Origin of the sequence: Umezawaea sp. NPDC059074, from assembly GCF_042738955.1 — a bacterium.
Taxonomy (GTDB): domain Bacteria; phylum Actinomycetota; class Actinomycetes; order Mycobacteriales; family Pseudonocardiaceae; genus Umezawaea.
The window spans coordinates 32,732-53,997 of record NZ_JBHYHC010000006.1; the positions used below are offsets into that span (position 1 = coordinate 32,732).

Consider the following 21,266-nt stretch of genomic DNA (forward strand, 5'->3'; position numbering starts at 1 on the left):
CCCCGCCGAGACTTCAGCTGGGGCTGGCGGGCGCCCGGTCACGTGACCTGGGGTCGCCTCGACAGCCAGTATCGCACGTTTGTGCGAAGGACGTCGTGGAATAACCCGCGCCACGCGGGTGCTTTGCGGCACCCGCGTGGACCAGCGGTCCTAGTCGTCGCGGCCGTCGGCGTCCAGCGCGGCGGCTTCCTCGGGCGTGGGGGCGGTGCCGCCGAGGTGCGCGGGCAGCCACCAGCGCTCGTCCTCCGACGACGGCTTCTCCGGGTACTCCTGCTGCGCCTGGTCCAGCAGCTCCTGGATGCGCTTGTGCAGCTCGGCGTTGACCACGTCGTGCTTGTCGCGCGGCTGCGGGTGCATCGGCTCGCCGACGAGGATCGTGACCGGCACGTGCCGCCTGGTCAGGGTGCGCGGCCTGCCCTTGGTCCACAGCCGCTGCGTGCCCCACAGGGCGACCGGGATGAGCGGCACGCCCGCCGACGCCGCGAGGCGGTTCGCGCCGGACTTCAGCTCCTTGACGGTGAAGGAGCGGCTGATCGTGGCCTCGGGGAAGATCCCGACGACTTCCCCGGACCGGAGCGCCGCCAACGCCTCCCGGTAGGAGGCGAGACCGGCGCTCCGGTCCACCGGGATGTGGTGCATCCCCCGCATGAGCGGACCCGCGTAGCGGTTCGCGAAGACCTCTTGCTTCGCCATGAACCGCACCAGGCGCTTGGACGGCTGCGCACCGAACCCGGCGAAGATGAAGTCGAGGTAGCTGACGTGGTTGCTCGCCAGCACCGCGCCACCTTCGCGGGGTATGTGGTGCCCGCCCACCACGTTGCGCCGACAGTCGATCACTCGGCTCAGGAGCTTGGCTGCGGCGATCACCGGGGGGTACACGCGATCTGACATGACCTGAACGGTAGCTGGCCCGACTACCCGTCGGTGGCGGTGTCCTCCTTGCCGCGCATGGCGCGTGGCACGCCCGCCAGGTCCTCTTCGTTGCAGAGGAGCTTCAGGTCGTAGTACGGCGAACCCTTGCGGTCGTCGTAGTCCAGGTGGACGGCGATCACGTCGACCGGCTCGCCGAGCCAGTCCTGCGTCTGCCTGAGCCAGGAAGCCGCCCGCTCCAACGCGGTGGGCAGGTCGTCGTCACGGAACTCGACCGGGCGGTAGGGGACTCCCTGTACCGCGTCCCGCTGATTTGCGGGCAGGGGCAGGTCTACCGCCACCCCGGATTCGTTGAGTTCGAGTTGGATCGTTTTCTCACTCACCTTGGAAGGGTCTCCCAACCGCTGAGCGGCTGCAAGCCCGTCCAGGGGTTCAGCCGATCGGAATCGTTGAGGGGAGCATCGCGAGCCGGGACGTCATGGCCCCGAAATCGGCGGGCTGAACGGTGTTCCACGGCAGCCCGTTGCTGGACACCTGGTACTGGAGGTAGCGGCCCGCGGCGGTGTCGAAGAACGTCAAGGGCTTGGGGCAGCGCACTTTCCGGCCGAACCGGTCCCGTCGCGCCGCGTACAGCTGGCCACCGCCGACCCGTGGTTCGGCGAGCAGCTTCCTGAGCGCGATCACCTGCTGCTCCTGCGGTGTGGTCGCGTACCGGTTCTGCTGGAGGAAACCGTCGGATTCCTCACGCTGGTGCCGCGGCTTCGGCGCGAGGGCGTCCGCGGGCAGCGAGATCAGCGCGCCCTTGCCCGCCGCGGCCTCGGGCAGCACGGCCACCAGCGAACTCGGCCCGTCCTCGGCCCGGACCGGCTCCAGCACGAAGTGCTTGTCCGGGGTCAGCACGACCCGGATCGCCTCCTCGCCGGACACCGCGACGAGCGCCGTCCGCGGCTCCTCGTCGCCGTGGTTGAAGTACGCGTAGTACTCCGTGCCCGCCTCGGCGATCAACCGCAGCGACCGCCCCAGGTCCGGGTGCACGGTCCGCCCGCGCCCCAGCCCGAGCCGCTCCAACGCCGTCCACCCGCCCTCGAACACCGCCATCGCCCCGGTGAGGTCACCGTCGGCGAGCGAGTCGGAGTCGAAGTCGATCCGCGTGTAGAGCGCCCGGTGCAACTCGGGCAGGCCGGCGGCCTGCCAGGCGTTGTAGAGCGCCGCCACGGGCAGCACGACTCGGCTGCGCAACACGTTCGTCCCCCCGCGCTTGTCCGTTTCCGTTTCCGTTTCCGTTGAGGTCAGCCACCGATGACGGGCGGCGCGACCATCGTCCCGTCACCGAAGTACTCGTCACTGGGTTGCAGGTACTTCGAGGTGTGCTCCAGGTCGTCACCCCCTTCACCCTTGCCGCCGTGCCCGGCACCACCCATGGCACCGGCCCCACCAGCGGCCCCACGCCCACCGGCGGCCCCACCAGCGGCCCCGAAGGCCCCACCCCGCCCGGCCCCTTCACCGGCGGCTCCGGCGGCCCCACCGAACTGCCCGGCGGCAGCGGCGGCACCCGGCCCGCTCAACCCACCACGCCCAGCCCCGATCCCACCAGCTCCAGCTCCAGCGCCACCGCCGGGCCCGCCTCCGAGCCCGCCACGACTACCGCCACCCAGGCCTCCGCCACCAGCACCGCCACGGCCACCGCCGGCCCCACCACCCGGCTTGTTGGCCGGGTTGCGGGGATCGTTGGGCCCGAACGGCCCCACCATTCCGGGCCCACCGGGATCCCCGATGCCACCCGGCGTACCCGTCGGCGGCCGCCCTGGCGTGCCGACCGGAGGCCGATTCGGGTCGTTGACGTCCGAGGGCCGCGTGGTGCCGTCGGTGTCACTGGTGTTGGTCGTGTCGTTGGGGTTGTCGCTGTTCCCGTTCGTGTCGTTCGTCGAGGGCGTGAACACGTCGTTCCGCCCCTGGTTGGTGTTGGAGCTGCTGTTGCTCCCACCGGTGTCGGTCCGGTTGTTGGAGAGCTCACCGTTGCTCTCGTGCGAGTAGTCGACCTTCTTCGACGGCTCGGACCCGCTGTCGTCGATCTCGGCCGTCGAGTCCGCGGGAGCCTCGAACGTGGGCATGTTCGAGGAGGCGTAGTTGGTGCGATCGGCATAGGCGTTGATCACCCGCATGTTCGCCTCATCGACCCCCTGACTCTTCTCCACCGCGTCGTCGTAGTCCGTGTCCCACGGCACCACACTGTTGTACCAAGGCTTGTCCGGCACCTCGACAGGCTGCTGAACCGAGTTCTGAGCAGCCCGGAAGGCCGAACTGATCTCGGCGGTGGCGGAGGACCCGGCGCTCGCGTTGGTGCCGGTCATGTCCGCCCAAGTCGCCATCGGTGACGTCGCCGACCGCATCGAGTCACCCGCGGTGCCGCTCCAGGTCGCGCCGGAGTCGTTCACCGCCTTGTTGATCAGCGTGCTGATCTCCGTCTGCAGCCCGGACACCTTGCCCCAAGCCTCGTGACCGGCGTCGGTCACCTGCGGGTTGCCGTCCTTGAACCACCCGTAGACGGCCTTGGCGCTCACGCACACGCCGATCGGGCCGGAGAAGAAGCCGTTCGCGTCGGACGGAGCCATCAGCTACCCCTTCAGGTTCTGGACGACGAGCGCGGCGACCTTCTCGGTCGCACCGCAGGAATCGTTGTACTCGGGCGTGCCCTGCTTCAGCGTGCTGATCTGCACGAGGAAGACTTCCTTGCTGGACGGCGCCGCTCCCACGGCCGTCGTGCAGTTCCCCTGGCCGGTCGTGCTGTCGGAACTCACGGCCGGGAACTTGTCGACGGTCGTCTGGCGGTAGACCTTGACGCCCTTCGAGCTTTCCGCAATGTCGGCGAAGGTGCTTCCGCTGGTGCCCACGACGACCGAGTAGGTGATGCCCTTGGTCACGTCCTGGGCAGTCCACGTGCAGCGCTTCCCGGCCGCGCTCTCGCTCTTCTCCGGAGCTTTGAACGTCCCCAGGCTCGCGGTCTGGTCCGCCTTGAGCAGCGAGCACGGGTCACTCGCGAACTTGCTCACCGTGAACCCCGACTCGGGTGAACTCGTCGAGGTGGCCGCTGGGGTGGTTTGAGAAGTCTCGGTCGCCCCAGTCTCCGGAGTCGGTTGACCGGCGTTCTTCTGCGAGCACCCGGACAGCAGGAGAGTGGCGACCGCCATCGTGACCAGCAGCGGAGTGGTGGACCTCAACGGTTCTATTCCTTCGTCGTCAACGAATCGCGGGCCGAGGAGTCGGTCTCGCTGTAGTCCGAGATCGACTTCTCGATGTTCTCGATGGTTTTCTGGAGGGCTTTCTGGGCTTCGAGATTGGCCCAGCCGTAACCTCCGGCGTCGTTTCCGGATGATTTCTTGATGACGTCGGTCGCGCCACCGCTGTACGGGTCCTTGCCGGGCGACGGCGTGACTCGCAGCGCCTCCGATTCGCGGTAGGCCTCCTGCAGCTTCTCGATGGCGTCCTTCAGCCCCTGGATCAGCTTTGGTGCTTCGGCGAGGTCTACCTGCATCTTCGTGGTGGTGGGCGCGGGGCCCGTGCTGCTGAGGCCGGAGCCGATTGCCGCGCCTGCCGCGCCGCCCGCGGTGATCGCGTCGAATCCGATGAGTGCCATGACTCCGTGCTCCCCTCACACCCAGTCCTTGTGACGATGATGGCATGGCCGCGGTTCCCCGTCCGGGGAATCAACCAGTCGTTCAACCTTCCAGGGGTGCGCAGCGCCACGTCCACTTCTCGCGACGCGGCACGTCTCCCAGTGGGGCACGGCCGTTCGCCCACAGCAGAGTCGGCCACGGCGCGAAGCCCGTCGGGGCGTCCGGGAACAGGCGGTGGAGGGTTCGAGCGACCTGGGTTGCGGGTGGGGTGAAAGGGCGGCCTAGAGCGGTGGCGGTGTCGGCGGTGTGGACGAGGAGTTCGTCACACGCCATCGCGGCGAAGCCGGAGGCGTCCGAGAGGCCGAACGGGTGCCAGCCGCGGTCAGCCGGAGTGCCCGCGTCGAGGACGCGAGCCAGGGTCTCCGCAGCCATGGAAAGGGTTCTGACCAGCAGAGAAGGTGATGTGGTAGGTCTGACGGCGAGGTCCATCGTGCTCAGTTCAGCGGGGCCCGCGACGAAGTCGGTGGCGTACCAGAGGAGGCCGTCGCAGATGTGGGTGACGGTGGACGCCGCGGTCCAGCCCAGGTCCTGGACTGGGGCCGTCCAGTCCAGGGAGGCCACGCCGTCCAGGTAGGTCGCGCACTCCGCCGCCGTCGTTCGGAGATCACTCGTGTCCACGCCCGAAAACTCCCTCGCTTCGTCTCGTCCCGAGGGTGACCATTCCAGACATGTACGACACTCGTTTCGCCGTTCCCGGCGACCTCGGCGCTGTTCTCGCGCTGCTCGTCCGCCTCCAGGCCGACAGCGCCCACCACATCGGCTACCTCGGTGAAACCCTCGGCGAACTGACCGAGGAGCTGGCCGAGTTCGAACCCGACTGGCCGTCCTGCACGGTCGTGGCCACCGACGACAACGGCCGCGTGTGCGGCGTGCTCAGCGTCGAGGTCGACGTCGAGCTCGGTCGGGCCTGGTTGCACGGGCCGTTCGTGGACGTGCCGGTCAACCACCCCGCGGGCAGTCGGATCTGGGATCAAACCGCCGACGACCTTTACCAGACCGCGAAGCCGTTGATCGGCGAGATCGCCGATCGCGAGCTGTACGGGCACACCGACCACCGTCGACTCGAGGCGTTCGCCACGAGGCACGGGTTCTCGAAAGGCAAGCCGTCGAGCATCTTCGTGCTCGGCGGCGACGGGCTCCGGTCCCTCCTGCTGCGCGAAGCGGGGTGTCCGCGCACCGGCCCGGCGCGGGAGATGCGGGTGCTGCCGACCGACGCCGCCGTGCACGAGGCGGTGGCCGTGCTGCACGAGCGGTGCTTCCCGCGCACCTACCTGTCCGGCGCGTCGCTCGTGGACGGCTCCACCGAGCGGACCGTCGTCGTGGCGATGGACGGCGACCGGGTGCTCGGCTACGCCGCCGGCAAGGCCCAGGCCGAGGAGCACTACGTCGACTTCGTCGCGGTCGAACCCGACCTGCGCGGCCACGGCGTCGGGGCCGCGCTGGTCACCGAGCTGGTCTGGAAGCTCGCGGCCCTGCACGGCGCCCGACCTCAGGTGGCGGCGTCGATCCTGGCGGGCAACGAGTCGTCGGAGCACATGTTCGGCAGGCTCGGCTTCCGGTTGCACGTCGAGCTGGTCGCCTACCGGTCAAAGGCCGCGTGAGTCCGCCGGTGCCTTGTGCCGCAACGAGAGCAGCCCGCCCACCACCAGCGTGACCAGCACCCCGAGCGGGGTGTACCAGGGGTAGGCCAGGACCTTCGCCGTGGCGCTCGCCGCGGCGAAGTCGATCTCCAGCGAGAGGTCGGGCCCGACGAACTTGACCCCGAGGATGACGAACGCCATGACCACGACGGTCGTGACGAACGCGGCGACCGCGTCGGCCTGCCTGGCCGCCTTGAACACCAGGCCCAGGAAGAACGCCCCCAGCAGCGCCCCGTAGGTGAAGCCCGCGATGGACAGACCTTGTTCCACGATGGGGTTGCCGCGCTTGGTGAGGGTCGCGAACAGGCCGGCGCAGACGATCAGCAGCCCGGCCCACACCACGGTCCACACGCGACCGTGCTTGAACACCTCGGCGTCGGTCAGCTCGCGCCGCACCACGTTCTGGTAGACGTCCGTCACCGTCGACGACGCCAACGCCCCCAGCGACGAGCTCAGCGCCGCGGCCAGGATGCCCGCGATCACGAACCCGGACAGGCCCGTCGGCATGTCGTTGACGATGAAGCTGGCGAACAGCTCGTCGTTGTTGTTGAGCCCGAGGTCCTGCACCGGCTTCGCCGCGTTGTAGAACGCCCACAGCATCACGCCGATGAACAGGAACAGCGCGAACTGCACGAACACCACGACGCCGCTGGCGATCAGCGCCTTCTGCGACGCCCGCACGTCCTTGGTCGCCATCAGCCGCTGCACGATCAGCTGGTCCGCGCCGTGCGACGCCATCGACAGCACCGCGCCGCCGACCAGCGCCGTGAGGATCGCGTAAGGGCTGGTCAACGGGCTGGAGGACACGTCGAGGAGCTGGAACTTGTCGGCGTCGACGGCCCGGCCGAACCAGCCGTCGGGCAGCTTGCCGGACAGCACCACGATCACCGCGACCGCGCCGAGGACGTACCAGAGCATCTGGATCGCGTCGACCCACACGACCGCGCGCACGCCGCCGAAGAAGCTGTAGAACACCATCGCGATGCCCAGCACCACGACGATCGTCCAGTACGAGGCGTCCACGCCGTAGCTGGTGAGCACGACCTTCACCGGGATCGCCGTGGCGAACAGCCGCAGCCCGTCCGCGAGCAGCCTGGTCAGCAGGAACGTCACCGACGCGGTGCTCTGGAGGCCCTTGCCGAACCGCTTGCCGAGGAACCCGTACGCCGTCACGAGGTCGCCCGCGATGTAGCGGGGCAGCAGCACGAACGACACCACGATCCGGCCGAGCAGGTAGCCGATCGACAGCGACAGGAACGTCATCCCGCCCGCTTCGGGCGTGGCCAGGTACGCCACCGTCGGCACGCTCAGCACGGTCAGCGTGGACGTCTCCGCCGACACGACGGACACGCACACCACCCACCACGAGATGCGCCGCTCGCTGACGAAGTAGTCCGTGGACGACTTCTGCCGCCCGCCGATCCACACCCCGAGCAGGGGCATGCCCACCAGGAAGATCGCGATGATGGCCAGGTCAAGGGCGCGCACAGGGTCCTCCTGGAGGGTTGGCGATCCTCAGTCGGGTCACCGGCGTGCCCGCCGGTTCCGGCAGCCGAAGTGGATCACGGCCGGGCGTGATCGCGCCGAGCAGACGGGGGCCGGACGCGCCCGTGGCGCTCGGCGCGTTGGCCGGGACGCCGTGCCACGTCAGGAAGCCGAGCAGGGCGCTCAGGTAGGCCTCCTTCGCGTCCGACGGGAGGCCGAGGGAGTCGCTCGTGACGAGGTCCACGCCGTCCAGTTCACGGGTCAGCGCGGCCACGAGTGCGGGGTTCCGCATCCCGCCGCCGGACCCGACGACGGTCCCCGCGCCCCGGCACGCGGCGGCGATCGTGCGCGCGGTCAGCTCGACCAGCGTGGCCACGAGGTCCTCGCCGCGCACGGTCCCCGTGGTCGTCCGGTGCAGGTAGGCGAGGTCGAACAGCTCCTTGCCGGTCGACTTCGGCGCGGGCAGCGCGTAGTACGGGTCGGCCAGCAGCGCGTCCAGCAGGGCCGGGAGCACGGTCCCGCGCAGGGCCAGTTCACCGTCCACGTCGTGGGCGCGCCTGCCGTGCGACAGTTCCAGCACGGCCGCGTCCAGCAGCGCGTTGCCCGGCCCGGTGTCGTAGGCGACCGGCGGCGACCCCGGCGCGACGACGGTGACGTTCGCGATCCCGCCGATGTTCAGCGCCACGGCCGGGCGGCCGGTGGACGCGGCCAGGTCCGCCAGCCACAGGGCGTCCAGGGTGCTCGCCAGCGGAGCCCCGTGCCCGCCCGCGGCGACGTCGCGGACCCGCAGGTCGGCCACGACCGGCAGCCCGGTCGCCTCCGCGATCCACGCGGGCTGCCCGAGTTGCAGGGTGCCGAGGCAACGGCCGTCCTCGACCCAGTGGTGCGCGGTCTGGCCCAGCGAGGCGACCAGGTCTGCCTCGCCCATCGCGAGCGCGGCGGCGGCGAACGCCTGCCCGAGCCGGGTGTCCGCGCGGCACAGCTCCGCGGCCGAGGTGAACCGCAGGCCGTCGGGGAACGGGTGCTCCGCGTGCCCCAGCGGGGTGAGCACGACCGCGTCGCCGTCGAGGCGGAGATCGGCGAGAGCCACGTCGACGGCGTCCATCGACGTACCCGAGATCACCCCGATGACCTTCACGTTGTGTGGTCTATTGCACACGGCTCGGGACCGCAAGGTCTGTTCGTGGGTGATTCGCCGACTGCGGGAGTGGTTTGTCGACTGGCCACACGGGGCACCGTGCGAGGATGGCGCCCGTGTCGACCGAGACCGTGATCTGGATCGTTGTAGCCGTAGTGGCCGTGCTCGCGGTGGCCCTCGTCGTCGGTGTGGTCCTGGCCCGCCGCAGGCGGATCAGCCTGACCGACCGGGAGGAGACCCCGAAGGCCACCGGGTACAAGGCGGGGGGCGGCATCGCGTTCGCGCCCGCCGAGCACCCCGTCGCCGACCGGACGGAGGTCGACGGCCAACCCGGTGTCGGCGACGACGCGTCCGTGCCGCGCGACTCGGTCAAGCGGCCGCTCGTGGACGTGGCCATCCCCGACGAGGTCGTGGTCGAACCCAAGGCCGAACCCGAACCCGAGCACGTCGAGGACGAGCCCGCGCTCGACGAGATCGAGCCCACCTCGGGCAGGCTGGAACGCCTGCGCGGCAGGCTCTCCCGGTCCCGCTCCACGCTCGGCACCGGCCTGCTGGGCCTGCTCGGCGCGGGCGACCTGGACGAGGACTCCTGGACCGACGTCGAGGACACGCTGCTGCTCGCCGACCTCGGCGCGGCCACCACGATGGAGATCGTCGAGACCCTCCGCGCGGAGATCGTCTCGCGCGGCGTGCGCACCCCCGACCAGGCCCGCGCGCTGCTGCGCGAGGTGCTGATCGAGAAGCTGCACCCCGACCTGGACCGCTCCGTGCGCGCCCTGCCCCACGCCGACGGCAAGCCCGCCGTCGCGCTGGTCGTCGGCGTCAACGGCGTCGGCAAGACCACCACCACCGGCAAGCTGGCCCGCGTGCTCGTCGCCGACGGCCGCACGGTGCTGCTGGGCGCGGCGGACACGTTCCGCGCCGCCGCCGCCGACCAGCTCCAGACCTGGGGTTCACGGGTCGGCGCGGACACCGTGCGCGGCCCGGAGAACGGCGACCCGGCCTCGGTGGCGTTCGAGGCCGTGAAGCGCGGCATCGACCTCGGCGTGGACACCGTCCTCATCGACACGGCGGGCCGCCTGCACACCAAGACCGGCCTCATGGACGAGCTGGGCAAGGTCAAGCGGGTCGTGGAGAAGCAGTCCGAAGTGGACGAGGTGCTGCTGGTCCTCGACGCCACCACCGGGCAGAACGGCCTCACCCAGGCCCGCGTGTTCGCCGAGGTCGTCGCCATCACCGGCATCGTCCTCACCAAGCTCGACGGCACCGCCAAGGGCGGCATCGTCTTCCAGGTGCAGCGCGAACTCGGCGTCCCGGTCAAGCTCGTGGGCCTCGGCGAGGGGGCCGACGACCTGGCCCCGTTCGAGCCGGGCGCCTTCGTGGACGCCCTGCTCGGCTAAATCCGGTTGCCCCGCACCGAGACCGGAACGGATGATCGGCCCGTGGACGCGCTAGCCGAAAGTGCCATCAGGAACTCGTTCGTCAACTGCTCGAAGGGCGAGGCGAAGCGCCTGACGCTGCCGGGGAAGCTGGCCGACATCGCGTGGTCGGACCTGGACTTCTTGGGCTGGCGCGACCCCAAGGCGGTGAACAACGCCTACGTCGTGCTGCCGCGCGAGGACGGGCTCGTGGGCCTCGCGCTGTCGTCCGCGACCCAGCCCAAGGGCCGGGTCAAGCAGTCGATGTGCGCGTTCTGCTGCACGGTCCACGGCCAGGCCGACGTGTCGCTGTTCTCGGCCCGCCGGGTCGGGGCGGCGGGCAAGCTCGGCAACACCGTCGGCACGTACATCTGCGCGGACCTGGCCTGCTGCCAGTACACCCGCGGCAGGCGCAGCGCGTCCGGCCCGAAGCCGACCGAGGCGCTGAGCGTGGACGAGCGGATCGAGCGCACCGTGTCGAACCTGAACCGGTTCGTGGACGAGGTCCTCACCGACAACGCGTAGAGGACCTCGTCCCACGGATCACACAGCGGCCAGCGACCCCACCTTCGAGCGGACGAACTCGCGGATCGACGACGTCATGTAGTCGATCATCTCGTCGGTCAGCTTCGGGTGGACGCCCAGCCAGAACGTGCGCTCGGTGATGACGTCGCTGTTCGTCAGGTCGCCCACCACGCGGTACTCCGCGCCCTGGTAGGCGGGCTGGCGGGTCAGGTTGCCGCCGAACAGCAGCCGCGTGGCGATCTTGCGGCCCTCCAGGAACGACACCAGCTCGGCCCGCCGGAACGGCAGCTCGCGGCCCAGCGTCAGCAGGAACCCGAACCAGCTCGGGTCGCTGTCCTTCGTGGCCTCCGGCAGGACCAGGCCCGGCACGTCGGCCAGCCCGTCGCGCAGCCGCTGCCAGTTCCGCCTGCGGGCCGCGGAGAACGTCTCCAGCTTCGCCAGCTGGGTCACGCCCAGCGCGGCCTGCTGGTCGGTGGACTTCAGGTTGTAGCCGATGTGCGTGTACGTGTACTTGTGGTCGTAGCCCTGCGGCAGCGTCCCCAGCTGCCAGCCGAAGCGCTTGTGGCACGTGTTGTCGTGCGCGGGCTCGCACCAGCAGTCGCGGCCCCAGTCGCGGACCGACTCGACGATCTTGCCCAGCTTCAGGTTGCCGGTCGCGACGCAGCCGCCCTCACCCGTGGTGATGTGGTGCGCGGGGTAGAAGCTCACGGTCGCCAGGTCGCCGAACGTGCCGGTCAGCTTGCCGCGGTAGGTGGAACCCAAGGCGTCGCAGTTGTCCTCGACGAGCCACAGGTTGTTGTCACGGGCGATCTGGGCGATCTCCTCGACCTCGTACGGGTTGCCCAGCGTGTGGGCGAGCACGATCGCCTTGGTCTTCGGGCCGACCGCGGACGCGATGGCCTCGGCGGTGGCGTTGTAGGTCCCCAGCTGCACGTCGACGAAGACGGGCACGAGACCGTTCTGGATGATCGGGTTCACCGTGGTCGGGAAGCCCGCCGCGACGGTCACGACCTCGTCGCCGCGCTGGAGCCTGCGCTCGCCGAGGCTGCGGGACGTCAGCGCGGTCACCGCGACCAGGTTCGCCGACGAGCCCGAGTTGACCATGTACGCCTTGCGCAGGCCGAACGTCCGCGCCAACGCCGTCTCGAATTCCCGCGTCGACTTCCCGGAAACGATCCGCATGTTCAACGCGGCCTCGACGACGGCCACCCGGTCGTCCTCGTCGAACACCGCCCCTCCGGTGAGGATCGGCGTTTCACCGGGAATGAATTCCGCGGTCTCCGCTTTCTCCCGGTGGTATTTCCGGACGGTTTCCAGGATTTCTTCCTCGAGGCTCATGCGGCAGCCCATTCGGTGCGCGGGGACACCACGGTCTCGAGGTGCTTCACCACGGACGCGGGGGACAGCTGGTCGTCGTTCTCCTGCTGGAGCCGGGCCGCGACGAGCCGCGCGCCGGAGTGGGTGAGCAGCCCGCAGACGGCCTCGCGGATGTTCTCCACGGTCTGCTCGGCCGGGTGCAGCGACACCGCGCCGCCGATGGCCGCGAGCCGGTCGCCGTGCTGGAAGTGCACGCACATCTGCGGCAGCACCACCTGCGGCAGGCCGTGCGCGATCGTGGCGAGGAGGCTGCCCGCGCCACCGTGGTTGATCACCAGGTCGCACGTCGGCAGCAGGTCGTGCAGCGGCATCCCGCGCACCACGCGAACGTTCGCGGGCAGGTCGCCGTCGTGGTCCAGGCCCCAGCCCGCGGCCACCACGACCTCGGCGTCGATGTCCCGCATCGCCTCCAGCGTCGTGTGCAGCACCTCCGAGTGCTTGCCCCGGATCGGCACGTTCCCCAAGGTCACGGCCACGCGCTTGCCCAGCGGCTTGTCCAGCAGCCAGTCCGGCAGCACGGCGGACCCGTTGAACGGGATCCAGCTCATCGGCAGCGACTCGGCGGGCGGCTTGCCGACCTGCATGCTGCGCGGGCACACGTCGATCCAGCGCACGGGCGGCGGCGGCGCGCCGTGCAGGCCCCAGTCGCGGTAGAGGTACGCCAGCCGCTGGTGCACCAGCTCGTCGACCTCCGGCGGCAGCGTCAGGCCCCAGCCGTGCTTCACCGTCGGGATGCCGAGCCGGGCGGCCACGATCGGGCCCGCGTACTCCCACGACGTGTGCATCACGACGTCCGGCCGCCAGCGCTCGGCGATCTCGAACAGCTTCCCGACGTGCCGCTCCGCCAGCGGGCCGTAGTAGTCGGCGACGTGCTCGGCCAGCGACTCGACGCTGGCGTCCTGCGGGGGCCGCCGGGCGTGGTCGGCCACGAGCTCGGCCAGCGGCACGTCGTCGCCGAGGGAGATCGCCGACACCCCCGCCGACGCGGTCACGCCCGCCATGGTCTTCGGCATCGCGACGACGACGTGGTGACCAGCGCTCCGAAGCGCCCACAACAGCGGGATCATCGGGTAGAAATGCCCCTGGTTGGGGCAGCTTGTAACCAATACCTTCATGCGAATGCGCCGCCTTCTCCAGTCGTTACCGCGATATGGCGGAATGGCGATACTCGAGATAAAACGATAGGGACACCGTCAGTGGGCGAACACCCCTGGCGGGCCCCTAACGTGGGTTCGAAACCTGCCTAGGGGTGGAGTAACCTGCTGTTTCTCGCTGATCAAGGGGGCTGCGGTGCGGGCGCGACTTCAGGTGGCCGGTGGCACGCACGGGGACCTGCTGGCGTTGCGGGATTGGCTCGCGGGCACCCCCGAGTTCCACGACCGGGTGACCTTCGAGCTGCCCGGCGCCCAGCCGGGGGAGAAGGGCGGTCTCGCGACCGTCGTCCTGGTCTCGCTCGGAGCAGGTGGCACGTCCCCGCTCGCCGAGTCGGTGTCGGCGTGGCTCGACCGGCGGGAGGCCGAGGTGACCGTGCTGCTCACCGCGCCGGACGGCGGGACCGCCGAGCTGACCCGCGGTCGGGAGTGACGTGCGATTACCCGACGGCGTCCGGTCGCGCGCGGTGCTGATGGGCACCAGCCGCGCGGCGGACCCCGGCCTGGCCGAGCTGCCCGCGGTGCGGAGCGACCTGGCGGAGTTGGCCGAGGTCCTCGTCGACGGGGGCCTGCGCTGCTCGGTGCTGGCGGACCGGACCGTCCGGGTGTTCGGCGACGAGTTGGAGCTGGCCGCCTCGCAGGCCGAGGAACTGCTGTTCGCGTACTACTCGGGCCACGGGCTGCTGGACGGGCGGGGCAGGCTGTTCCTCGCCACCCCGGACACCAGGCTCGACCGGGTGCGGTGGACCGCGCTGCCGTTCCGGGACGTCCGGGACGTGCTGCTGGACGCCCCGGCCCACCAGCGGGTGCTGGTGCTGGACTGCGCGTTCGCCCCTGAAGTCCTTGCGGCGCTGGGAGATCCGCGGTCGGTGCTCTCCGAGCAGCTCGACATCCCCGGCGTGCCCACGCTGGTGGCCGCCCGCGCTTCGGGGCTGCTGACCCGCCGCCTGGTCGACGTCCTGCGGGCCGAGGGCACCGCGGACCGGCTGAGCGTGGTCTACCGGGGGTTGCTGGGCGCCGGGAGGCCGAAGCCCTGGACGCTCAGGAACTAGCGGCCTGGTCCGTCAACCGCTTCGCGATGGCCAAGACCTCGGGCAGGATCCGCGCGACGGCGTCCTTGGTGAGACGGCCCTCCGGACCGGACACCGACACGGCCGACAGGGTCGGAGCGCCCACCAGCGGCACGGCGATGCAGCGCACGCCGAGTTCCTGCTCGCTCTCGTCCAGCGCGTAGCCCTGCTCGGCGATCTGGGCCAGCGAGTCCAGCAGCTCCTGCGGGTCGGTGATCGTGTTCGGCGTGTACGCGGGCAGCCCGGTGCGCTCCAGCAGCGCCACGACCTCGGCGCGCGGCAGCTGCGACAGCATGGCCTTGCCGACGCCCGTCCCGTGCGGCAGCAGCCGTCGGCCGACCTCGGTGAACATCCGCATCGAGTGCTTCGACGGCACCTGCGCCACGTACACGACCTCGTCGCCGTCGAGCACCGCGAGGTTCGCCGTCTCCTCGACCTCGTCGACCAGTTCGGTCAGGAACGGCCGCGCCCACGTGCCGAACTGGCGGCCCGCGCTCTCGCCGAGCCGGATCAGCCGCGAACCGAGGGTGTAGCGACGGTTGCGGTTCTGCCGCACGTACCCCAGCGTGACAAGGGTGCGGATGAGGCGGTGGATGGTCGGCAGCGGCAGCCCGGTGGTGGCGGCCAGCTCGGACAGGCTCGCCTCGCCGCCCGCGTCGGCCAGTCGTTCGAGCAGGTCGAAGGCGCGTTGGAGGGACTGCACTCCACCTGAGGACTCGCGCGCCATGATCACTCCCGTAGTCGGCCGGGTGGAGTCTAGTCGTCGTTGCAGTTCCGCTATGCAAAAACTATAGTCCGCGAAGTAGAAAAGTACCCCCAGAAGCTGTGTGTCCAAGAAAGAGTGAGGACCTCCATGCCCGACATCGGTGTCGCTGTACTCGGCTCCCAGGTCGAACGGGACGAGGAGGTGCTCACCCCGGAGGCGCTCGACTTCGTGGCCGGTTTGCACCGGGCGTTCGCCTCGACCCGCGACGACCTGCTGAAGCGCCGCGCCGAACGCCGCGCGACCGGGAAGCTGGACTTCCTGCCCGAGACGGCGAACGTCCGCGCGGGTGACTGGAGCGTCGCCGCCGCCCCGCCCGCGCTGACCGACCGGCGCGTCGAGATCACCGGGCCGACCGAGCGGAAGATGGCGATCAACGCCCTCAACTCCGGCGCCAAGGTGTGGCTCGCCGACCTGGAGGACGCGAACACCCCGCACTGGGAGAACGTGGTCTCCGGCCAGGTCAACCTCTACGACGCCGCGCGCGGCACCATCGAGTTCACCTCGCCCGAGGGCAAGCACTACGCGCTGAAGGACGACGTGGAGCGCCCGGCGATCGTGGTCCGCCCGCGCGGCTGGCACCTCGACGAGCGGCACCTGGAGATCGACGGCCGCCCCGCCGTGGGCGCGCTGGTCGACTTCGGCCTGCACTTCTTCCACAACGCCTCGCTCGGCAAGCCGTACTACTACCTGCCGAAGATGGAGAGCCACCTCGAGGCGCGGCTGTGGAACGACGTGTTCACCGCCGCCGAGAAGCAGCTCGGCGTCCCGCACGGCTCGGTCCGCGCGACCGTGCTGATCGAGACCATCCCGGCCGCGTTCGAGATGGAGGAGATCCTCTACGAGCTGCGCGACCACGCGTCGGGCCTGAACGCGGGCCGCTGGGACTACCTGTTCAGCGTCATCAAGTACTTCCGCGACGCGGGCGCGGACTTCGTGCTGCCGGACCGCAACAGCATCACCATGACCGCGCCGTTCATGCGCGCCTACACCGAACTGCTGGTGCGCACCTGCCACAAGCGCGGGGCGTTCGCGATGGGCGGCATGGCCGCGTTCATCCCGAACCGGCGCGACCCCGAGGTCACCGAGCGGGCGCTGGCGAAGGTCCGCGACGACAAGACCCGCGAGGCCACCGACGGCTTCGACGGCTCGTGGGTCGCGCACCCGGACCTCGTGCCGGTGTGCCGGGAGATCTTCGACGCCCAGCTCGGCGGCAAGTCCAACCAGCTCGACCGGCAGCGCGACGACGTGTCCGTGACGGCCGCGCAGCTCCTGGACTTCAAGGCCACCGGCGGCGAGGCGACCAGGGCGGGCGTCGAGTCCGCCGTGGACGTCGGCCTGCGCTACCTCGTGTCCTGGTTGAGCGGCAACGGCGCGGCGGCCATCCACAACCTGATGGAGGACGCGGCGACCGCCGAGATCAGCCGGTCCCAGCTGTGGCAGTGGGTGCACAACGAGGTTGTGCTCAGCGACGGCACACCCGTGACGGCGGACCTGGTGCGGGAAGTGCTGGCGCGCACCAAGTCCGAGCTGTCCGGCGAGCACGTGGACGTGGCGGCCGAGCTGTTCGAGCAGGTCGCCCTGTCCGAGGAGTTCGCGGACTTCCTCACCGTCCCCGCCTACGCCAAGATCCCCTGACGTGGTGAGGACCTCGCTCGACGCGGTGGCGGTCGCGGCCGCCACCGCGCGGCTGTCCGATGTGGAGCGGGTGCTGCCGGACGGCCGCCAGCCCGTGCACACCTGCTACGTCCCCGCGTCGGCGGTGACGGAGGACGTCGTCCGCTCCTGGGGCGCGCAAGCGCTTGCCGCGCTGGACTCCCAGCCCGACGCGGTGACCGCCCTGCTGCCGGAGGCCCTGGCCCCGCGCGTCCTCGACCGGGTGCGCGCCAAGCTCGCCGCCGAACCCGTGGAGGACCTGCGGATCGACTTCGAGGACGGCTACGGGGCTCCGGACGACGCCGTGGAGGACGCCGACGCCGAGCGGACCGCGCGGGTCGTGGCAGGCTGGCGCGACGACGGCGGGCTGCCGCCGTACGTCGGGCTGCGGATGAAGTCGTTCGACACCAAGGCGTTGCGCGAGCGCGGCCTCCGGACGTTGGACGTGTTCCTGACCGCGCTGGGCGATCCGCCGCCCGGTTTCGTGATCACGTTCCCCAAGGTGACGTCGGTCGAGCAGGTGGAGGTGTTCGGCGAGGTCCTCGACCTGTTCGGGATCCCGCTGCGGTTCGAGATCCAGGTCGAGACCACGCAGTCGATCGTGGACCCCGAGGGCAGGCTGGCGATCCCGCGGTTCCTGGCGGCCGGTCGCGGGCGTGTGTCGGGGCTGCACTTCGGCACGTACGACTACACGGCGGGCTGCGGGCTCGGGGCCGCGCACCAGCACCTGGCGCACGGGGCGTGCGACTTCGCGCGCAACGTGATGCAGGTGGCGGCGGCCAACGCCGGGGTCAGGGTGTCCGACGGGTCGACCAACGTGCTGCCGGTCGGCGACGCCGTGGCGGAGGGCTGGCGGACGCACTACGGGCTCGTGCGGCGGTCGTTGGCGCACGGCTTCTACCAGGGCTGGGACCTGCACCCGGCGCAGCTCGTCACCCGGTACGCGGCCGTGCACGCCTTCTACCTGGAGGGCGTCGAGGCCGACGCTCGCCGGTTGAAGGCGTACGTGGACCGGGCCGGTGGGACGGTGCTCGACGAGCCCGCGACCGCGCAAGCGCTGTCGTCCTCGTTCCTGCGCGCGCTGGACTGCGGCGCGCTCGACGAGGCCGAGGTGCTGCGGGAGACGGGTTTGACGGTCGAGGACCTGCGGGCGTTGGCGAGCCGGAGTGCCTAGTTGTTGCGGTTCCTAGTGCTTCGTGAGGGCCCGGCTCACAGGGGCGCTGGGCACGACGCGCAGGGCGAGCGCGCGGTCGGCGCAGATGGCCTGCGCGTAGCGGACGAGGTCGCGCGCGGCCTGGTCGCAGGCGGACACGGAGGAGAGGTCCAGGGTCAGCACGTCGACGTCCGGGCGGTCGGCCACCTCGAAGAAGTCGGCGACCATGCGCTTGAAGTCCGGAGCCGTCGTGGCGTCCAGCGCCCCCGACACGGTGATCACGGCTTCGTCGTCCAGGAACATCGTGACCGGCGAGAGACCCCGTTTGACATCACTCATGTTTGCGAGAGTACGGCCTTTTCGTCATCTTGCAGTCACTCAGCGGTGCTCTGTGAGCGACCATATTCCGCCGAACGAGTGACTTGCGCCACTATCGGGTGAACATCGCAGGTCAGGGCTGGTGCAGCTCCAGCACCCGCCCGTCCACCGTGCCGACCAGCAGCCGCCCCGGCCCGGCGGAAGCCAGCGACAGCCCCACCGTCGGGTGGCCGTTCACGACCAGCGCGTGCTCCCGCAGCACCTCGCCGGTCCCGACGTCGAGCGCCAGCAGCGCCCCGGAGTCCAGCGCGGCGTAGAGGACCGCCCCGCTCACCTCGACCGCGGTCACCTGGTGGTCGAGGTGGGTGTGCCAGTCGACCTCACCGCCCGGCAGCCGCCTGCGGACCAGGGTGGCGCGCGGCGGTCCGTCGATCGAGACGCCCGTGAGCACGAGCGCGCCCGCCACCTCGACGGCGGGCCCGCACCACGGCGTCCGGCGGTGCTCACCGGTCCAGTCCAGCGGGAACAGCCGCACCAGGCCGTCCGGAGTCGCCGTGGCGACCCGGACGTCCCGCAGCGACAGGACGAAGTGGTCGACGTCGTGGTCCGGGGAGTGCCGGAAGTACCACGCGGAGCCGTGCCGGACCGCGATCCGGTGCTCGGCGCGGGCCGTCAGCAGGTCGACGACACGGGGGTCTGGCGGGTCCAGCGGCTTCCCGTCCCGGAGCGAGTGGAGGCCGACCGACGCGCCCCAGCCCACTCGCGCCACGCACCACACCGACTCGGGCGCGAGGTCCAACTGCTGGCCGACGCTCCCGTCCACCACCGCCCACTCCCGCTCGCCTGCCGCGGACCAGCACTCGACGCGGGCGCCGTCCAGAGCGGCCAGGACCCGGCCGTCCGGCAGGTGCTCCACCGCCCACACGTCCCGTCGTGGCGCCCACTCCGGGCAGAGGCCCACGACGCGCGCGCGGGCCTCCTCCGCGCTCGCCGACGCGCCGCTCTCCCGCATCGGCCCGTCCAGTTCCCGGCGGCCGATCTCCCCGTCCCGCACGGCCGTCCAGTCCTCGCGGACGACCATCGCGTCGAACCCGACGGTGTAGGAATCCCGCCCCAACTCCTCGTCGCTGTACGGGGACACGGCGAGGTCGAGCACCTGCCCGTCCCGCCACGCCCGCCACACGACCACCCGCACCTCGGGCCCCGACTCCAGCGCCGACACGACCTCGCCGGTGTCGAGGTTCAGCAGGAGCAGCTCGCCGTGGAAGGACATCCCGCCGTCGTAGCTGCCGGTGCCGATGGCCAGCAGCGGTGATCGGGGGTGGAAGGCCATCGAGCGCACCGGGTACCGCGACCGCACGAGGAACCGGCACCGGAGGTCCGCGCGGTCGTAGACGCCGATCGCGTGGGGCTTCCACCCCCGTCCCGCGGCCGACATCCCGATCCGCTGGAGCCACGACACGTGCCCGCCCACGGCGACCAGGTCCCCGTGCTCGACCAGCGCCAGGGGATCACCGATCTCGGCGAACGGTCCGTCGCCGAGCACGCGCCGGACGATCAAGGGCTGCACGGCCCCGATGCTAGAACGCGGGCAGCGTGTCCCACGCGTGCCCGGCGCCCTCGACGTCGTCGCGCAGCACCGTCCCCTCGATGAGCCCGTACGGCCGGTCGGCCGCGTAGAACACCTCGTTGTCGTTCTCCAGCCCGAACGCGCTGAGGTCCACCAGGAAGTGGTGCTTGTTCGGCATCGACATCCGCACCTCGGCCACCTCCGGCCGGGCCAGCAGCACGGCCTCGCCCATCGCGTACAGCGTCTGCTGCAACGAGAGGCTGTGCTTGGTCGCGAACGTCGCCAGCAGCACCTCGCGGATCTCGGCGGAGCTCTTCGCCCAGTCGACGTCCGTGCCCAGGTAGCGCCACCGGGCCGTCACGGACGTGGCGAGGATGCGGTCGTCCGTCTCCTTCAACGTCGTGTACGGGTCCTTCGGGAACCCGTGGAACTCCGACCCGGTCGACTTCAGCACCACGAGGTCCTTCAGCCCCGACACGACCCACGCGTCCGCCCCGGCGATCGTCACGGCGGTGGTGCGCTTCTCGTTGCTGCCCTGGACGAACGAGTGGTCGTTGGCGTCGATCCGGTTCCACCCGTGCTCGTCGACCAGGATCCGCGCGCCGGTGATGGCCTCCTGCGTGTCGACGAAGTGCCGTCCGAGCCGCAGGGCGAAGTCCTCGATCTCGCCGATCGGCGCCTGCTTGGCGAACGCGTAGATCGTGTTCTTCTGCGTGTCCGTCGCGAGCACCTTGGAGTTGTCGCCGGTGTGGTGGGTGTCCGCGAGGTCGCCGCGCAGCGAGGTGCTGACGGTGAGGTCCTTGATCGTGTGCACGGACCCGTCGCGGGACACGGCGACGAGGCGGTTCTCCGCCTTCCCGTACTGGTTCGGCCCCAGGATGATGGCCATTCGTCAGCTCCTTCTGCTGGTCGGCGGGGTCACGCGACGGCCTTGCGCAGCCGCAGGGCGGCGATCTTGGCCAGTTCGCGGTTCACCACGCGGAGTTCGGTGTCGGGGTCGTTGTCCATCCTGGCCGCCAAGTCCGCGAGCATCTGCTCGCCGCTCAGGCCGGTCGCGCACACCAGGTAGATGTGGCCGAACCGCTCCTCGTAGGCCAGGTTCGCCGCCACGAGCCGGTCCGCGAGCGAGACGTCGACCCCGGACTGCTCGGCCGACGACCACTTCGCCGAGATCCCGTCGTGCTTCGCGCGTTCGCCGATGCGGGGGTGGCCCGCGATGGCGCCGAGGATCTCGTGGGTCTCCAGGTCGATCTCGGCCTTGGCCGCGAGCGCGTCCACGTCCGCGTAGGGCCTGCCGTCCACGACGGCGTCGACCCAGCGGGGGACCGCGAGGCATTCGGCGAGCAGGGGGCGGAGGTCGTCCGCCGGTGCGGAGTTGAAGCCTGGCAGTCCCGGCAAGGGCGTGTCCTTTTCTGTATCGCGGAATTCCTTTTCCGCAGTGAGGGACGGTACGAGCGG

Annotated in this window: 23 protein-coding genes; 7 read left to right on the top strand and 16 right to left on the bottom strand. The window is 70.6% G+C overall.

From position 1 onward, the window contains the following. Nucleotides 1–150: 150 nt before the first annotated feature. The 7 genes from ACFWW9_RS04515 to ACFWW9_RS04545 all read right to left on the bottom strand — a co-directional run bounded on the left by ACFWW9_RS04515 (nt 151) and on the right by ACFWW9_RS04545 (nt 5,162). A complete protein-coding gene (locus tag ACFWW9_RS04515) occupies nt 151–891 on the bottom strand; it encodes a lysophospholipid acyltransferase family protein (RefSeq protein WP_390371287.1) in 741 nt (246 codons plus the stop codon). A gap of 23 nt (nt 892–914) precedes the next feature. Then, on the bottom strand, nt 915–1,253 hold the full coding sequence (locus ACFWW9_RS04520; RefSeq protein WP_106188068.1) for a hypothetical protein: 339 nt from the start codon (nt 1,251–1,253) through the stop codon (nt 915–917). 49 nt (nt 1,254–1,302) lie between these two features. Further along, nucleotides 1,303–2,112: an ESX secretion-associated protein EspG gene (locus ACFWW9_RS04525; protein WP_390371290.1), complete on the bottom strand. Its 810-nt coding sequence runs from the start codon at nt 2,110–2,112 to the stop codon at nt 1,303–1,305. 47 nt (nt 2,113–2,159) lie between these two features. Further along, nucleotides 2,160–3,482: a hypothetical protein gene (locus ACFWW9_RS04530; protein ID WP_390371293.1), complete on the bottom strand. Its 1,323-nt coding sequence runs from the start codon at nt 3,480–3,482 to the stop codon at nt 2,160–2,162. Nucleotides 3,483–3,485: 3 nt separating this feature from the next. Next, nucleotides 3,486–4,088 (bottom strand): DUF3558 domain-containing protein, encoded by a 603-nt coding sequence (locus ACFWW9_RS04535; RefSeq protein ID WP_390371295.1) that lies wholly within the window; start codon nt 4,086–4,088, stop codon nt 3,486–3,488. 5 nt (nt 4,089–4,093) lie between these two features. Continuing rightward, nucleotides 4,094–4,504, bottom strand: coding sequence for a hypothetical protein (locus ACFWW9_RS04540; protein WP_390371298.1), 411 nt, complete (start codon nt 4,502–4,504; stop codon nt 4,094–4,096). A gap of 82 nt (nt 4,505–4,586) precedes the next feature. Next, a complete protein-coding gene (locus tag ACFWW9_RS04545) occupies nt 4,587–5,162 on the bottom strand; it encodes a maleylpyruvate isomerase N-terminal domain-containing protein (protein ID WP_390371301.1) in 576 nt (191 codons plus the stop codon). Nucleotides 5,163–5,212: 50 nt separating this feature from the next. On the opposite strand from ACFWW9_RS04545, the gene ACFWW9_RS04550 reads away from it, so the two are divergent. Further along, complete coding sequence (locus ACFWW9_RS04550; RefSeq protein ID WP_390371303.1) at nt 5,213–6,145, top strand: GNAT family N-acetyltransferase; 933 nt, start codon at nt 5,213–5,215, stop codon at nt 6,143–6,145. Here the strand turns inward: ACFWW9_RS04550 and ACFWW9_RS04555 are convergent. Together ACFWW9_RS04555 and ACFWW9_RS04560 are read right to left on the bottom strand one after the other, a co-directional pair. Further along, nucleotides 6,131–7,672, bottom strand: a complete 1,542-nt coding sequence (locus ACFWW9_RS04555) for a sodium:solute symporter (protein ID WP_390371305.1) — start codon at nt 7,670–7,672, stop codon at nt 6,131–6,133. The genes ACFWW9_RS04550 and ACFWW9_RS04555 overlap by 15 nt on opposite strands. Next, nucleotides 7,659–8,807, bottom strand: a complete 1,149-nt coding sequence (locus ACFWW9_RS04560) for an anhydro-N-acetylmuramic acid kinase (RefSeq protein WP_390371307.1) — start codon at nt 8,805–8,807, stop codon at nt 7,659–7,661. The genes ACFWW9_RS04555 and ACFWW9_RS04560 overlap by 14 nt, the downstream gene beginning before the upstream one ends. A 107-nt stretch (nt 8,808–8,914) precedes the next feature. Here ACFWW9_RS04560 and ftsY point away from each other — a divergent pair, with 107 nt between their 5' ends. Then, nucleotides 8,915–10,207: a signal recognition particle-docking protein FtsY gene (gene ftsY, locus ACFWW9_RS04565; RefSeq protein ID WP_390371310.1), complete on the top strand. Its 1,293-nt coding sequence runs from the start codon at nt 8,915–8,917 to the stop codon at nt 10,205–10,207. Nucleotides 10,208–10,249: 42 nt separating this feature from the next. After that, on the top strand, nt 10,250–10,750 hold the full coding sequence (locus ACFWW9_RS04570; protein ID WP_390371312.1) for an FBP domain-containing protein: 501 nt from the start codon (nt 10,250–10,252) through the stop codon (nt 10,748–10,750). Between the two features lie 18 nt (nt 10,751–10,768). On the opposite strand, the gene rfbH is transcribed toward ACFWW9_RS04570, so the two are convergent. Together rfbH and ACFWW9_RS04580 are read right to left on the bottom strand one after the other, a co-directional pair. Further along, nucleotides 10,769–12,088 (bottom strand): lipopolysaccharide biosynthesis protein RfbH, encoded by a 1,320-nt coding sequence (rfbH, locus tag ACFWW9_RS04575; RefSeq protein ID WP_390371315.1) that lies wholly within the window; start codon nt 12,086–12,088, stop codon nt 10,769–10,771. After that, the gene (locus ACFWW9_RS04580) at nt 12,085–13,242 is read right to left on the bottom strand and encodes a nucleotide disphospho-sugar-binding domain-containing protein (protein WP_390371317.1); all 1,158 of its coding nucleotides are present in this window, start codon (nt 13,240–13,242) and stop codon (nt 12,085–12,087) included. Before ACFWW9_RS04580 ends, rfbH begins: the two co-directional genes overlap by 4 nt. Before the next feature lie 175 nt (nt 13,243–13,417). Here ACFWW9_RS04580 and ACFWW9_RS04585 point away from each other — a divergent pair, with 175 nt between their 5' ends. Further along, nucleotides 13,418–13,711 carry a hypothetical protein gene (locus ACFWW9_RS04585; RefSeq protein ID WP_390371320.1) on the top strand — a complete coding sequence of 98 codons (294 nt, stop codon included), beginning with the start codon at nt 13,418–13,420 and terminating at the stop codon, nt 13,709–13,711. 1 nt (nt 13,712) lies between these two features. Continuing rightward, nucleotides 13,713–14,330: a caspase family protein gene (locus ACFWW9_RS04590; protein WP_390371323.1), complete on the top strand. Its 618-nt coding sequence runs from the start codon at nt 13,713–13,715 to the stop codon at nt 14,328–14,330. Here the strand turns inward: ACFWW9_RS04590 and ACFWW9_RS04595 are convergent. After that, complete coding sequence (locus tag ACFWW9_RS04595; protein WP_390371325.1) at nt 14,320–15,075, bottom strand: IclR family transcriptional regulator; 756 nt, start codon at nt 15,073–15,075, stop codon at nt 14,320–14,322. The two genes, ACFWW9_RS04590 and ACFWW9_RS04595, sit on opposite strands and share 11 nt — an antisense overlap. Before the next feature lie 126 nt (nt 15,076–15,201). Here ACFWW9_RS04595 and aceB point away from each other — a divergent pair, with 126 nt between their 5' ends. Both aceB and ACFWW9_RS04605 read left to right on the top strand, forming a co-directional pair. Further along, a complete protein-coding gene (aceB, locus tag ACFWW9_RS04600; protein ID WP_390371328.1) occupies nt 15,202–16,749 on the top strand; it encodes a malate synthase A in 1,548 nt (515 codons plus the stop codon). A 1-nt stretch (nt 16,750) separates the two neighbouring features. Continuing rightward, nucleotides 16,751–17,941: a DUF6986 family protein gene (locus ACFWW9_RS04605; protein WP_390371330.1), complete on the top strand. Its 1,191-nt coding sequence runs from the start codon at nt 16,751–16,753 to the stop codon at nt 17,939–17,941. Between the two features lie 12 nt (nt 17,942–17,953). Here the strand turns inward: ACFWW9_RS04605 and ACFWW9_RS04610 are convergent, their stop codons facing one another. The 4 genes from ACFWW9_RS04610 to uraD all read right to left on the bottom strand — a co-directional run bounded on the left by ACFWW9_RS04610 (nt 17,954) and on the right by uraD (nt 21,206). Then, entirely contained in the window at nt 17,954–18,259 is a 306-nt protein-coding gene (locus tag ACFWW9_RS04610) for an STAS domain-containing protein (protein WP_390371332.1), read from the bottom strand. A 112-nt stretch (nt 18,260–18,371) separates the two neighbouring features. Next, nucleotides 18,372–19,808: a hypothetical protein gene (locus ACFWW9_RS04615; RefSeq protein WP_390371335.1), complete on the bottom strand. Its 1,437-nt coding sequence runs from the start codon at nt 19,806–19,808 to the stop codon at nt 18,372–18,374. Between the two features lie 10 nt (nt 19,809–19,818). Continuing rightward, nucleotides 19,819–20,697 (bottom strand): factor-independent urate hydroxylase, encoded by an 879-nt coding sequence (gene pucL, locus ACFWW9_RS04620; RefSeq protein ID WP_390371338.1) that lies wholly within the window; start codon nt 20,695–20,697, stop codon nt 19,819–19,821. A 29-nt stretch (nt 20,698–20,726) separates the two neighbouring features. Then, nucleotides 20,727–21,206 carry a 2-oxo-4-hydroxy-4-carboxy-5-ureidoimidazoline decarboxylase gene (gene uraD, locus ACFWW9_RS04625; protein ID WP_390371341.1) on the bottom strand — a complete coding sequence of 160 codons (480 nt, stop codon included), beginning with the start codon at nt 21,204–21,206 and terminating at the stop codon, nt 20,727–20,729. Nucleotides 21,207–21,266: the final 60 nt, after the last annotated feature.

Excerpts from the sequence above, each read along its gene's own strand:
- aceB (WP_390371328.1), top strand. The coding sequence starts at position 15,202 with ATGCCCGACATCGGTGTCGCTGTACTCGGCTCCCAGGTCGAACGGGAC.
- pucL (WP_390371338.1), bottom strand. The coding sequence starts at position 20,697 with ATGGCCATCATCCTGGGGCCGAACCAGTACGGGAAGGCGGAGAACCGC.
- ACFWW9_RS04580 (WP_390371317.1), bottom strand. The coding sequence starts at position 13,242 with ATGAAGGTATTGGTTACAAGCTGCCCCAACCAGGGGCATTTCTACCCG.
- ACFWW9_RS04610 (WP_390371332.1), bottom strand. The coding sequence starts at position 18,259 with ATGAGTGATGTCAAACGGGGTCTCTCGCCGGTCACGATGTTCCTGGAC.
- ACFWW9_RS04595 (WP_390371325.1), bottom strand. The coding sequence starts at position 15,075 with ATGGCGCGCGAGTCCTCAGGTGGAGTGCAGTCCCTCCAACGCGCCTTC.
- ftsY (WP_390371310.1), top strand. The coding sequence starts at position 8,915 with ATGGCGCCCGTGTCGACCGAGACCGTGATCTGGATCGTTGTAGCCGTA.
- ACFWW9_RS04550 (WP_390371303.1), top strand. The coding sequence starts at position 5,213 with ATGTACGACACTCGTTTCGCCGTTCCCGGCGACCTCGGCGCTGTTCTC.
- ACFWW9_RS04530 (WP_390371293.1), bottom strand. The coding sequence starts at position 3,482 with ATGGCTCCGTCCGACGCGAACGGCTTCTTCTCCGGCCCGATCGGCGTG.
- ACFWW9_RS04540 (WP_390371298.1), bottom strand. The coding sequence starts at position 4,504 with ATGGCACTCATCGGATTCGACGCGATCACCGCGGGCGGCGCGGCAGGC.
- ACFWW9_RS04515 (WP_390371287.1), bottom strand. The coding sequence starts at position 891 with ATGTCAGATCGCGTGTACCCCCCGGTGATCGCCGCAGCCAAGCTCCTG.
- rfbH (WP_390371315.1), bottom strand. The coding sequence starts at position 12,088 with ATGAGCCTCGAGGAAGAAATCCTGGAAACCGTCCGGAAATACCACCGG.